Source organism: Streptomyces sp. NBC_01217, assembly GCF_035994185.1.
Taxonomy (GTDB): Bacteria; Actinomycetota; Actinomycetes; order Streptomycetales; family Streptomycetaceae; genus Streptomyces.
Window position 1 is genome coordinate 7,131,740 of the sequence record NZ_CP108538.1, and the last position, 12,820, is coordinate 7,144,559.

Annotated in this window: 11 protein-coding genes and 1 pseudogene; 6 read left to right on the forward strand and 6 right to left on the reverse strand. The window is 65.5% G+C overall.

All coding sequences use genetic code 11. The features are described 5' to 3' along the window. Positions 1-124: 124 nt before the first annotated feature. The 3 genes from OG507_RS31810 to OG507_RS31820 form a co-directional block, all read right to left on the reverse strand. A complete protein-coding gene (locus OG507_RS31810; protein ID WP_327370549.1) occupies positions 125-1,195 on the reverse strand; it encodes a TerC family protein in 1,071 nt (356 codons plus the stop codon). 137 nt (positions 1,196-1,332) lie between these two features. After that, a complete protein-coding gene (locus tag OG507_RS31815) occupies positions 1,333-2,454 on the reverse strand; it encodes an amidinotransferase (RefSeq protein ID WP_327370550.1) in 1,122 nt (373 codons plus the stop codon). A gap of 81 nt (positions 2,455-2,535) precedes the next feature. After that, entirely contained in the window at positions 2,536-3,477 is a 942-nt protein-coding gene (locus OG507_RS31820) for a slipin family protein (RefSeq protein WP_327370551.1), read from the reverse strand. 581 nt (positions 3,478-4,058) lie between these two features. On the opposite strand from OG507_RS31820, the gene OG507_RS31825 reads away from it, so the two are divergent. Continuing rightward, on the forward strand, positions 4,059-4,505 hold the full coding sequence (locus OG507_RS31825) for an SRPBCC family protein (RefSeq protein ID WP_327370552.1): 447 nt from the start codon (positions 4,059-4,061) through the stop codon (positions 4,503-4,505). On the opposite strand, the gene OG507_RS31830 is transcribed toward OG507_RS31825, so the two are convergent. After that, positions 4,502-5,302 (reverse strand): IS5 family transposase, encoded by an 801-nt coding sequence (locus OG507_RS31830; protein WP_327370553.1) that lies wholly within the window; start codon positions 5,300-5,302, stop codon positions 4,502-4,504. The genes OG507_RS31825 and OG507_RS31830 overlap by 4 nt on opposite strands. Positions 5,303-5,483: 181 nt before the next feature. After that, positions 5,484-5,729, reverse strand: a pseudogene (locus OG507_RS31835) (IS256 family transposase); the annotation flags it as partial. An 805-nt stretch (positions 5,730-6,534) separates the two neighbouring features. Here OG507_RS31835 and OG507_RS31840 point away from each other — a divergent pair. From OG507_RS31840 to OG507_RS31860, 5 genes are all read left to right on the forward strand, one after another. Then, positions 6,535-7,776: a cation:proton antiporter gene (locus tag OG507_RS31840; protein ID WP_327370554.1), complete on the forward strand. Its 1,242-nt coding sequence runs from the start codon at positions 6,535-6,537 to the stop codon at positions 7,774-7,776. Further along, complete coding sequence (locus tag OG507_RS31845; RefSeq protein WP_327370555.1) at positions 7,763-8,161, forward strand: hypothetical protein; 399 nt, start codon at positions 7,763-7,765, stop codon at positions 8,159-8,161. The genes OG507_RS31840 and OG507_RS31845 overlap by 14 nt, the downstream gene beginning before the upstream one ends. 22 nt (positions 8,162-8,183) lie before the next feature. Further along, positions 8,184-9,482, forward strand: a complete 1,299-nt coding sequence (locus OG507_RS31850; RefSeq protein ID WP_327370556.1) for an ArsB/NhaD family transporter — start codon at positions 8,184-8,186, stop codon at positions 9,480-9,482. A gap of 120 nt (positions 9,483-9,602) precedes the next feature. Further along, positions 9,603-9,770: a hypothetical protein gene (locus OG507_RS31855; protein ID WP_327370557.1), complete on the forward strand. Its 168-nt coding sequence runs from the start codon at positions 9,603-9,605 to the stop codon at positions 9,768-9,770. Between the two features lie 133 nt (positions 9,771-9,903). Continuing rightward, entirely contained in the window at positions 9,904-10,386 is a 483-nt protein-coding gene (locus OG507_RS31860) for a CBS domain-containing protein (protein WP_327370558.1), read from the forward strand. Positions 10,387-11,170: 784 nt separating this feature from the next. On the opposite strand, the gene OG507_RS31870 is transcribed toward OG507_RS31860, so the two are convergent. Next, positions 11,171-12,676 (reverse strand): SulP family inorganic anion transporter, encoded by a 1,506-nt coding sequence (locus tag OG507_RS31870; RefSeq protein ID WP_327370559.1) that lies wholly within the window; start codon positions 12,674-12,676, stop codon positions 11,171-11,173. Between the last annotated feature and the right edge of the window lie 144 nt (positions 12,677-12,820).

Consider the following 12,820-nt stretch of genomic DNA (forward strand, 5'->3'; position numbering starts at 1 on the left):
GGGCGGTGAGGTCCAGTTCCAGGCGGGTTTGGGGAGACAGCACCGGCGGATGGGGGGCCATGGACGCGCTCACCCGGCGATGCGGCTACGAAGGCCGACACCCGCAAGCCCTATGCCGGGAGCGTCAGGCGTCAGGCGGTTCGGCTGCGTCGTGCGGATCGGTCGGCGGATCCGGGTCGGCTCCACGAGAGGCTTCCTCGGCCGGAGCGGAGGCAGGAGACGTGCTGGCGGCAGCCGCCGGTCGTTCAGCGGCATGCTCGGACGGCTGGGGACAGGCCAGGCTGAGCCCGATGGAAACTGCCAGCACAGCGACGATGACAGTGAGGCTGAGGAGGGAGGGGATTTCGGGTACGGCGGTGCTGATCGTCTTGTGGGACGCCTGGAGGATGAGCTTCACTCCGATGAAGGTGAGGATGAGCGCGAGGCCCTTGCTGAGGTAGTGGAAACGGTCGAGTAGGCCGGCGAGCATGAAGTACAAGGCGCGCAGCCCGAGGATGGCGAAGGCGTTGCTGGTGTAAACGATGAAGGCATCGTTGCTGACGGCCAGCACGGCGGGCACGCTGTCGACGGCGAAGACCAGGTCGGCGGCTTCGATCGCGGCGACGACGGCGAGCAGCGGCGTGGCAACGTGTCTCCCGGCTTCCTTGATGACGAACCGGGTCCTTGCATATTCCTCCCGCACGGGCATGACCTTGCGCAGCAGCTTTACAGCGAAGCTCCTGCCGGGATCGAAGCTGTCTTCTTCCTCTTTGAGGATCTTGTATGTGCTGTAGAAGAGGATGGCCGCGAAGACGAACAGGACGGCGGTGAAGCGGCTGACCACCGCCACACCGGCGGCGAGGAAGATCCCGCGGAAGACCAGGGCACCGAGGACTCCGAGGAACAGCACCCGGTGCTGGTAAGCGCGCGGCACCTTGAAGTATCCGAAGATCAGTGCGAAGACGAAGAGGTTATCGACCGAAAGGCTCTTCTCCAGCAGCCACGCGGTCGTGTATTCCAGCCCCGCGGTCGTACCGACGACGAGGAAGACGACGGCACCGAAGACGACCGCCAGCCCCACCCAAACACCGCTCCACGCGGTGGCCTCGCGGATACCGATGACGTGTGCCTGCCGGTGCGCGAGCAGATCGACCGCCAACGACAACAGCACTGTGATGGCGAAAACCATCCACAGCCACAGTGGCACGTCATGCACGGGTCCGACCTCTCAGCGCGATGAACTGGGAGTCTTTGTCTCGAGTGTGCTCAGGGAGAGCCGATGCAATTCAAAGGGGCCTGGGCTACCCCGATAATGCACACGACCGCCTTCGATACTTACGATCGGTTTGCCAGTCAAGGGAAATAAGATTCGAGCGTGCCACGACGCCGGACGTCGAGCGTCGCACAGTGAAATGAACCGCCGAACGGCGCGTAATGCAGCAGATCGCACGGGATCGGCTCGAAGCCCCATTTTTCGAGGGCACGCAGCATGTTGGTGTGGTGCCGCTCTGCGATCACCCGCTTGCCGTCGATCACGAGAATGTTCACGCTGAGCCACTTGCCGCACAGCGAAGTGATCTTGAGCAAACGGTCCTCGATCGGGTTGGGCTCAGGGGCGATCAGGATCTCCCACGAGTTCAGGACATCGGGCAGGCGGTCGACGTCGACGTATTCGGGATTGACCAATAGCCGGCCAGGCGAGAGCAAGACGAAAGTCGTGTCGATATGCATCGGCGTGCGACAGCGGCTCTCGATCTCATGGACGCGATAGCCAGGTCCGAGATGACGGCGCAACCAGTCGATACCCATTCGGTTGGTGACGTTGCTCCGCGTAACGAACAGGTCGCGTCCCGCGCGCACAAAATCCGCTGCATCAAACACTGGCTCGAACTCGGTCAGGATGTAGCTCACGGGCTCACCGACGTCGGGTATACGGAAATCCGCATCGAACAGTGCGTCGGTGAGCTGCGGCTTCGGTGCCGCCGTCCAGCGCGCGCCGCGCCGGAAGTAGTCCTTGAGGATCGTGCGATAGGAGTGGGTCTCGAAGTACCGGCACGGCCACGCCATCGGAGTCTCGATGATCTCGTCACCGATCACGAGCATGCTGTCACGCGGACAGGTGTTGCAGAAACCGCGGGACGACCAGTCAGGAGTGCTGAAGCGTTGCCTGTGGTCGACCGCATCCGGTTGCCTGACCGTGACGCCGAGCGATCGCAGGAGAGCAATGAACTGATCGAGTTCACGCTGTGCCGGCTCGATCAATATGCGCGGATACTTGAAGCCGGCGGAAATCCCCTGCAACCGCGCCGCCCACGGTGGGACGTTGCAGGCCGCGACCGGATGACTGGAGGGGAACGTCGCGTCATCCAGACGCCCAACGATGATCTCCTCCAGCGGGTCCCATTCGTTGTACGAATTGACCGGCGAAACGGGAGGTGTTGCCCTGTTGGCAGCCGTAACCAATGGCGTTGACATCACTCACTCCAAGCCCACCTACAGGTATCACCATCTGCCACCGTCGCCAAAATGCCGGGCCTCCGTGCTGCCGCCGATCATCTACGGGACTTCCCTTAAGCCAGCCAGTTCGACTGAGTCGCCGTTCTCGGCCGTGATGTTCTGGCGCGAGCCTTGTAGCGATTGGCCCCTGCCCAGGTCCTGCCCTGCCCCTTTCGGGGAGGCCGCGAGAGCAGTTGGTCCGCCAGGCGTCATCAACCGGTTTCCTGCCGACATCGGCTGCGAAGGGGTTGCCCGCTCCAGAAATCGCAGGAGTTCGACGGGGAAGGGGAGGACGAGGGTCGAGTTCTTCTCGGCGGCGACCGCGACGACGGTCTGTAGCAGCCTGAGCTGGAGGGCGGCGGGCTGGTCGGACATCACCGTGGCAGCCTCGGCCAGCTTCTTGGACGCTTGCAATTCTGCGTCGGCGTTGATGATCCGAGCCCGGCGTTCACGGTCGGCCTCTGCCTGCCGCGCCATGGAGCGCTTCATGCCCTCGGGTAGGGAGACGTCCTTGATCTCAACGCGGTCAATGCTGACGCCCCACTCGACGGCCGGGCTGTCCATCATCAGCTCAAGACCCTGATTGAGCTTTTCCCGGTTGGAGAGCAGTTCGTCGAGATCGCTCTTGCCGAGGATCGAGCGGAGCGATGTCTGGGCCATCTGAGAGACGGCGAAGCGGTAATTCTGGACGCGTATGATCGCATCGACTGGATCGACGACCTTGAAGTAGATAACGGCATCGACGCGGACCGTGACGTTGTCTCGGGTGATGCCGTCCTGAGCCGGCACCGGCATGGTGACGATCTGCATGTTCACCTTATGCAGCCGATCGATCCCCGGAATCACCATGGTGAAGCCTGGCCCTCGGACGATGCCATGCAGGCGGCCGAAGCGCAGGACCACGCCCCGCTCGTACTGTCTGATCACACGCGCTGCCGCAGCCACGTACAACACGCCCGCGGCACCCGTCAGGGCCAGCGCTGTGAGGATTTCCTGGATCATCGCGAGCCGCCTTTCGCGTGTACCTCTACCGCACAGATGCCCGCTTTGCCGGTCATTTACTCTATTTTGTTCGCGCTTTACCTTTAGGTGCCGCTCATCGCAGACGCTGCGGGCGCGGCCCGGTCCTTGATGGTCTGCGGAAGGTCGACGGCCTTGATCTCCAGCCTGTTGACCCTCAGCCCCCACTTGCATTCCCCTGCAGCAGTCCAGGAGCCGCCAAAGGCTGTGCTGGTTCGCGATCAGCAGGCCGCGCAGAGCGGAGCCGCGGCGAAGCGCGCCAGCCGGGTGCGCGCCGGGCGGGCACCCGGCAGAGGCAGTGGCCGCCCGACACCACGCCTGAGGTCGGAGCTCGAGGAAGCGGACCGAGCAGCGACGAGGATGCTGACCGACTCGAAGTGGAGCCGCCAGCAGATGAGACTGCAGGCCAACGAAGCGAAGGCTTGGAGGAGTTCAAGGCGCCGCTCCATCGCACGGCTGGCACTTGAACTGGTGCAGCAGGGCGAGGGGCTGCCATCGCGGGAGCGCTCTTACGGGAGATCACAGCGGGGTCCGGCGGCAGGCACACCGATTAGCCTTGCCGGGTGTCGTCTTTCGCTGTTACTGCTGCCTCGTGCTCGTCGGCGCCTGCTGCTGTCGTCTACGCAGTGCTCCTCGATGCAGAGTCCTGGGCATCGTGGACCTCTTACTACGAGGTTGAGATGGAGTTGCCCGCGGGTGTCGAGCGGCCGGTCCGCGTAGGTGACCGCCGAACGATCCGTTCTCGCCTTGGACGGGTGTCCTGCCGGGAGCGCATTGTCGAGTTGATTCCCAACCAGCGGTTCAGCTACGAACAGGCTGCCGGGCCGCTCGCGTCTCATCAGGGGTCAGTGAATCTCACCGGCGCGCCTCATGGAGGCACCGAAATCACCTGGTCAGCAACCTACCGCCGCACCCTCCCCCTTCTTGACATGCTCAGGAGACGACGCCTACAGGTTCTGGTCCACGATCTCGCTTCGTATGCCAACTCAGTGGTGAACCGGAACTCCTAGCCGCTCGGAACGCGATCATCAGTTTTCTTGAGGCGCCGCCAGCAGATGATGCTGCAGGCCAACGAGACGAAGGCGTGGAGTTCGAGGCGTCGTTCCCAGCGCACGGCCAGGCGCTTGAACTGGTGAAGCAGAGAGAAGGTCTGCTCGACAACGTAGCGGAGCTTCCCTAAGCCCTTGATGTTCGGGGCGCCCTTGCGGGAGATCACCGGCATGACCCTGCGACTCCGCAGTTCCCGGCGAACGGCCTTCGAGTCGTACGCCTTGGCCCCCAGCAGGGCATCGGGGCGACGACGCGGATGGCCAACCCGTCCGGCGACGGGCGGGATGCCGTCGACCAGGGCGAGAGTCTGGGTGACGTCGTTGACGTTGGCTGCGGTGGTGATGACGTGCAACGGAGTGCCACGTCCATCGCAGATCAGATGGTGTTTGCTGCCCGTCTTGCGCCGGTCGACCGGCGACGGACCGGTCGCAGCTCCCCTTTTTTCGCGCGCACGTGGGAACCGTCCACGCATGCTCGCGACCAGTCGAGTTCGCCGGCCGCGTTCAACTCGGCAAGCAGTAGACGGTGCAGCCGGTCGAAAACGCCGGCCCTGCTGCCACCGCTCCAGGCGCCGCCAGCAGGACTGGCCGGAGCCGAACCCCAGCTCCTGCGGCAGGAGTTGCCAGGCGATGTCCTGATACAGGACGAACAGGATGCCCTGCAGACACCGCCGATCATCCACCGGTTTCGGACCCGGCGACCGCTCGGGCCAGGGAGGCAGTAGCGGTTCGATGAGTGCCCACAAGTCGTCATCCACGATCCACGGCCGAGTTGTCACGCACCACGAACGGCCCGATCGTCACACAAGTCACGCCCCGGTCAGACCGCGCAGCAAGATCCTGTTACGAGCTCTTTGTTCCGGTCATGGGATGGAGAGGAATGGTCAAGACCTATGGACTGAAGGCCACATTCTGGACCTCATCCTCCTGCTCAGGCGCCTACTCTTGGCGCTCGACCAGGACCCCATTCTCGAATCTGGCGCTGGCCCGGACAAGGGGCACCAGGTGTGCTCCGGTGATCGCCCGCCAGCGGGCCTGCGCAGACTCCACCAGCTTGAACACCATCGCTAGAGCCGCGGCCGGGCTGCCCGCACCGCGGGTGACCTTGGTGCGGAGTTTGACCGTGGAGAACGTGGACTCGATGGGGTTGGTGGTCCTCAGGGGGATCCAGTACTCGGCGGGGAAGCCGGGCCCGAACCAGCAGATCACCGAATTCCCGGTGATCTTCGGCGTGATGAAGGTTTCGGAGAGTTGCAAGGACACTGCGCCGCAGTGATCTGCCCGAGGACGCCAGCGTCCCACCACTGTCATCCACGCTGCGCATCGCGGGACTGGTGGGACCACCGAGGACGACAGAAGTCGACGGCAGCACCGTGGGCTTCTTCAGTCGTGCTGGTCGGCCGGAGGGCTGATCAGCAGACCGGCACCTTCCACCGTGCGCGTCAGGGAAGGTGACTACGGTGCGGGCCGGGAATCGGAGGTAGTCGTTGACCGCGGGAGAGCGCTCGACCATGACGCTGACGCTGGACCCGGTGGCGCTTGTGGAGTGGTAGATCCAGACGGGACCCCGCAGGGAAGGGCCGCACAGACCATCCGGGAGCTCGATCTCATCGTCGGCAACCCCTTTGGTGCCGTACTTCTCGTCGAACAGAGGCTTGCCGTCCGGGAGGATGCCCGCACGGTGTAGATAGTCCGGTACCTGGTTGCTCACGAAGGTGACTTCTGGCCCCTGTCGTTCGACGCGCAGGTGTGGCTGATGCTCGTGTCCTGGCTTGTTGCCGCACTGCCCTGCGCTGCGTGCTCTTGTACGTGTTCAAGCGGTGTCCCCGGCCCCAGTAGTTGCCGGGTTCCGGCAATCGTGAGCCGTCCAAGGTGTCCGTCAGCAGCCCGTCAGAAACGCGTATGGGACGTGTAAAGTCCGCCGTGGTGTGCCGGGAAGCCTGGTCGGCGAATTCGAGAGAGCTCTCTTTGCCGATCGGGGGACACCCTCATGGTGCTCGTTGCTGTTTTCGGAGTCGCACTGCTTGTCGCGGTGCTGCTGTCCGGGCTCGCCGCTCGTACGGTCCTGTCCACCTCGTTGCTGTTCCTCGTCGGCGGGGCATTGGTCAGCGACGGCTTCCTCGGTCTGATTCACATCACGCCGGACAGTGACATCGTCGCGGTCACTGCGGATCTCGCTCTGTTCACGGTGCTTTTCACCGACGGAATGCACGTCTCCTTCCCGAAGCTGCGCGCGAACTGGAAGAACCCGGCGCGGGCTTTGGGCCTGGGCATGCCGTTGGCATTCGTCGGCATGGCCCTGGTCACGCACTACGTGGTGGGTCTGGACTGGACGACGTCGTTCCTGGTCGGCGCGGTACTGGCGCCGACCGACCCGGTGTTCGCCTCGGCCATCGTCGGGCGCAAGGAAGTCCCGGCCAAGTTGCGGCAGTTGCTGAATGTCGAGAGCGGCATCAACGACGGTCTCGCCCTGCCCATCGTCCTGGTCCTCATCGCCGCCGCCGGCCCCATGGCCGGCCACGCCGAAGCCTCGCTCGGCAAGATCGCCCTGGAGCTTGGTCTCGGACTGGCCCTCGGCATCATCCTGCCGCTGCTCGTCATCAGCCTCGTCCGCTTCCGACTGCTGGGCGCGGAGCCCAAGTTGCAGCCATTGCTGCCGCTGGCTATTGGGATCACTGTGTACGGGCTGTGCCACCTCACCCACGCCAACCCCTACCTCGCGGCGTTCTCCGCAGGCGCGGTTCTCGCCGCGTCCTCTCCGGAGGCGAGGACGGCATTCGAGCCGCTCGGTGAGGCGCTCGCGGAGCTGGCCAAGTTCGCTGCGCTGCTCGTTTTCGGAGCCCTTCTCACTCCGCAGCTCTTCGGTGACCTTTCCTACGGCGGGTACGTTGCCGTGGTCCTGGCGATCGTGCTCATCCGCCCGGTATCGCTGCTGATATCGCTGATCGGGACGCGGTTCGACCGCAGGGAGAGACTGGTCGCGGCCTGGTTCGGTCCGAAGGGCTTCGCGTCGGTCGTGTACGGCTTGCTGGTGCTGCAGTCCGGCATCCCTCAGGGCCAGGAGGCGTACACACTGATCGCGGTGTGTATCGCGGCCTCGATCATCGCTCACAGCAGCACCGACGTCCCGATCGCCCGCCTCTTCAATGTCGAGGATCTGGCAGGGATCCCCGCCGACCACGATGCAGCGGAAGTTCCCCACAGCAAGGAGGGCGGCCATGTTCGCGCGTGACCTCGCAGAGCCCTACCCCTGCGTCTCGACGAACGACAGGGCGGCGGATACGGCACGGCTGCTCGCCGGGCAGCTACCCGCGCTGCTCGTGCCCGATATGGACCAGCGACCGTACGCCATGGTGACGGGCTCCCAGTTCCTCAAGCAGCCGGCACCCGACTACGTACTCGAAGCCCCACACGTCGCCGCCGTGATCGACGACCGGCACCTCGCCGAGGTCACGGAGGACATCGCGGGCAGGACCGTGAGCGAGTGGCTCCCACCACGGACGTACACCAGGCTCGACGCGGGAGCCCTGCAGGTGGCAGCAGACCGCTGGTCGCTGTCATCCAGCGCGACGGGGACCAAGTCCGGCTGGTGGGCGCCATCACGGCCGCCCGCCTGATGGAACGACTCATCGGAGAAATGTGAACGACTGGCAGAGCTGGGCCTCGATCGCCGTCTTCGTCGGCACGTATGCCCTGATCATCAGCGAGAAGATCCACCGCGTGGCGGCCGCCCTCGGCGGCGCCGGGCTGATGCTGGCGATCGGGGCAACCGACGACAAGTCGGCCTTCTACTCCGAGCACACCGGCATCGACTGGAACGTCATCTTCCTGCTCATGGGCATGATGATGATCGTCGGCGTGCTCAAGAAGACCGGCATGTTCGAGTACCTGGCCATCTGGTCCGTCAAAAGGGCGAAAGCCAGACCCTTCCGCGTGATGGTCATGCTGATCGTGATCACCGCCATGGCCTCGGCGCTCCTCGACAACGTCACCACCGTGCTGCTCATCGCCCCGGTGACGCTGCTGGTGTGCGAACGGCTCGCGCTGCCCGTCGCGCCGTTCCTGATCGCTGAGGTGTTTGCCTCCAACATCGGCGGCACCGCCACCCTGGTCGGCGACCCGCCGAACATCATCATCGCCAGCCGGGCCGGACTGACGTTCAACGACTTCCTCGTCCACCTCGCCCCGCTCTCCGCGCTGCTGATCGCGGTGCTGATCGCCCTGTGCCGCTTCCTGTTCCGCAAGTCCTTCCTCTACGACGAGGACCGCGCTGCCGAGGTGATGGAACTGAAGGAGCGCGAAGCCATCCGTGACCCCCGGCTCCTCGTCCAGGGTCTGATCGTCCTCGCCCTGGTCGTCGCCGGGTTCGTGCTGCATCCGGTGCTGCACTACGAGCCCAGCGTCGTCGCCCTGCTCGGCGCCGGCCTGCTCGTCGCCCTGTCCACGGCCGAGACCAGTGACGTGCTCAAAGAGGTCGAGTGGCCCACGCTGGCCTTCTTCGCCGGACTGTTCATCATGATCGGCGCGCTGATCGAGACCGGCGTGATCGGCGAGGTGTCCAGGGCCCTCGCGAACGCGATCGGCGACAACGAACTGGGCGGCTCCATGCTGCTGCTCGGCGCCTCCGCCGTACTGTCCGGCATCATCGACAACATCCCCTACGTCGCCACCATGGCCCCCATCACCAGCGACCTCGTCCAGGCCATGGGCGGCGACACCAACCACGTCATGTGGTGGGCCCTCGCCATCGGCGCGGACCTCGGCGGCAACGCCACCGCGATCGGCGCCTCCGCGAACGTCGTCGTCCTCGGCATCGCCGAACGCAACCGCACCCCAATCTCCTTCTGGCAATTCACCAAGTACGGCCTCGTCGTCACCGCCGTCACCGTGGCCATCTCCGCGGTGTACGTCTGGCTGCGCTACTTCGCCCTGGCCTGACCGATGACGACCTGGGCACAGGCGGCACTCGGGTGCGGCATCGTCATTGCGGCACTCGTCATACGCACCGCACTCGGCCAGCTGCGCCGGCCGGGGACCGCTGGGCGGCAATGGCGGTTCTTGACCAACACAACGGCGGTGGCGGCGGGCGTCGCGTCCGCCGCTGCCCTCGGCACGGCGGTGGCCGTAACTGGATTGCGTCCGGGCCACGCGGCATGGGCGCTGCTGGGCGGGATCCTGACCGCGTTCATCGTCGACCGACTGATGGACCGCACCCCGGGCACCTGACATGGATCCGCAGCGCGCAGCGGCAATGGCGCAAGCTGTTGGATCCATATATTCCGCGTCAAGGTCGTCGCCGGAATTGAGGATGTGGACGACGCTGGGAACAGGCACATTCTGAACAGACGAGGAGCCGGTCGTGCACGCACGAGACCTGGCAGTTGAGTACGAATCGGTGAGCGTCGACAGCGACGCCTTGGAGGCGGCCAGGCTGATGGCCGAGCACAAACTCCCGGGCCTCCTCGTGCTCGACCAGCACGGCGAGCCCAAGGCGATCCTCCCGGCCTCCCAGATGGTCAAGGCCTTGGTGCCCGCGTATGTGATCGAGGACCCGACACTGGCCGCGGTCGTCGACGAGAAGCACGCCGACCGGCTGTGCCAGGCACTGGTCGGACGCACGGTCGGCGACTGCCTGCCCACCGCCGCGGCCCCGCCACCGATCGCCGCCCCCGACGACACCGCACTGGAAGTTGCAGCGCTCATGGCCCAGGTCCGCAGCCCCCTGGTCGCCGTGGCCGAGAAAGCCAAGGACGGCACCCACCTGCTCGGCGTGATCACCGCCGCCCACCTGCTGCACGAACTCCTTGGCGCCGTCGGCGGCGACGGCACAAAACGGGCGTGACTGCGGAGGGCGGCTCGCGCAGGCCAACTCGGCCCGGGCTCCGGAAGGTCCTCGAAGCCGTGCACCCGTTCCGGCAATTCCTCGCGCTCTGGGGCGGCAGCTGTTCGCTGGAGTCGAGGCAGTCGGTGGGAAGACGCTGAAGCGGATGCCGGCCGGAGAGATCACCGTCAAGGTGATCACCGTCGCGTGCGTGGTTGCCACCAGCAACCTCGCCATCGGAGTCGTCGTCGGCTCGATCACCGCGATGGTCATCTTCGCCTAGCGCGTCGCTCCGCGACTACATGTGGATCGGCGCTGTCGACGGCCTGCGGATCAACCAGACCGTCTACGACTTCGAAGCCGGCGGTGTCAGAACTCGTCGCGCCAACTGAGCAAGGCGTCGGCAGGGAGGCGTCGCCCGCGGTGTGGTGGCGGTGGATACGCTCGATGCCCACCTCCCTTGTCAGCGCGGTGACTCTGAGGTCAGACACGCGGCGATCCCTTGGCCAGGCGCAAGCGTCCGTTATCCAGATACCGCAAGTCGTCATCAGAGACTCGGAGGAAGGGTAAGGAGGCGGTCAGCCGTCGGCCCATCCGGCTTCCTCGGCCATCTTGGGTCGGCGCCCTTCCGGGCCAGACGCCTGGTCAAGCGCGAAGCCGAACTGGATGCCGCCCGAGAAGTAAATCGTCAGCTGACCAAGGCACTCAACCAGCACGCGTGAATGGGCGGTTGGGATGGATCCTCCAGAGCAAAGGACCCCGGCGGTATGCCGGGGTCCTGCTGTGCTGTGCGGGCCGGGACGGGTCAGTGGCTGCCGGTGAGCTCGCCGCTGAGCTTGCCGTGGAGGTCGGCGCTGGGGTCGTTCAGGCCGATGATTTCTACGGTTTTGCCGCGCTGGGTGTACTTGGTCTCGATGGCGTCGAGGGCGGCGACGGAGGAGGCGTCCCAGATGTGGGCGGCGGTGAGGTCGATGACGACCTTGTCCGGATCGGTGGCGTAGTTGAACTGGCCGACGAGGTCGTTGGAGGAGGCGAAGAACAGTTCGCCGGTCACGGAGTACACCACGCTGGTGCCGTCGGGGTCGGTGACGGCGGTGACGTGGGCGAGGTGGGCGACGCGCTTGGCGAAGATGACCATGGCGGTGAGGGAGCCGACGACGACGCCGATGGCAAGGTTGGAGGTGGCGACCACGACGATCACGGTGATGACCATGACAGTGATCTCGCCGGCGGGCATCCGCCGAAGCGTCTTCGGAGCGATGGAGTGCCAGTCGAAGGTGCCGAAGGCGACCATGACCATGACGGCGACCAGGGCGGCCATGGGGATGTCGGAGACGACCGGGCCGAAGACGACGCACAGCACCATCAGGAACGTGCCGGCAAGGAAGGTGGAGAGGCGGGTGCGGGCGCCGGACACCCTCACGTTGATCATCGTCTGGCCGATCATGGCGCAGCCGCCCATGCCGCCGAAGAAGCCGGTGACGATGTTGGCGATGCCCTGGCCGATGGACTCGCGGGTCTTGGAGGAGTGGGTGTCGGTGATGTCGTCGACCAGCTTGGCCGTCATCAGGGACTCCATCAGGCCGACCAGCGCCATCGCGAGGGCGTAGGGGGCGATGGTGGTCAGGGTGTCCAGGGTGAACGGCACGTCCGGCAGGCCCGGCACCGGCAGTGAGGACGGCAGTTCACCCTTGTCGCCGACCGTGGGCACCGCGATCCCAGCGGCGATGGTGATGACGGTGAGGATGACGATGGAGACCAGCGGCGCAGGGATCACCTTGGTGACCTTCGGGAAGAACACCATCAGCGCCAAGCCGCCGATGATCAGGGGGTAGACCGCCCAGGGCACGTCGTGCATCTCGGGCACCTGCGCCATGAAGATCATGATGGCGAGGGCGTTGACGAACCCGGTCATCACCGAGCGAGGCACGAACCGCATGAGCTTGGCCACGCCGACCGCACCCAGGACCACCTGGAAGACACCGGCCAGGATGACGGTGGCGATCAGGTAGCCGAGACCGTGGTCACGGTTCATAGGCGCGATCACTAGGGCGACCGCGCCGGTGGCCGCCGAGATCATCGCGCGGCGCCCGCCGACGATGGAAATCGTGACGGCCATGGTGAACGAGGCGAACAGACCGATCGCCGGGTCGACACCGGCGATGATCGAAAACGAGATCGCCTCCGGGATCAGTGCGAGGGCGACGACCAGGCCGGCCAGGACCTCGGTGCGCCAGACCTTCGGGTTGTTCAGCCAGTCGGGGCGCAGGCCACGCAGCCGCGTGGCAGGAGTCACTGCGGAAGAAGACAAGGAGATGCGTACCTGTCGGTCTCAGGCACACCCCACTGGCGGGCCGGGGTGTGCGGGGAGGACACGCAGGGGCCGGACCGGCACCCCGCGGACGGCCCAAACGGGCCGGAAGTCGAAGGGGAACATGGAGCCGGGCCTGGCGCG

What these genes read in the sequence shown, in the direction of transcription:
- OG507_RS31820 (WP_327370551.1), bottom strand. Translation starts at nt 3,477, where the DNA reads ATGATCCAGGAAATCCTCACAGCGCTGGCCCTGACGGGTGCCGCGGGC.
- OG507_RS31845 (WP_327370555.1), top strand. Translation starts at nt 7,763, where the DNA reads ATGTTCGCGCGTGACCTCGCAGAGCCCTACCCCTGCGTCTCGACGAAC.
- OG507_RS31840 (WP_327370554.1), top strand. Translation starts at nt 6,535, where the DNA reads ATGGTGCTCGTTGCTGTTTTCGGAGTCGCACTGCTTGTCGCGGTGCTG.
- OG507_RS31815 (WP_327370550.1), bottom strand. Translation starts at nt 2,454, where the DNA reads ATGTCAACGCCATTGGTTACGGCTGCCAACAGGGCAACACCTCCCGTT.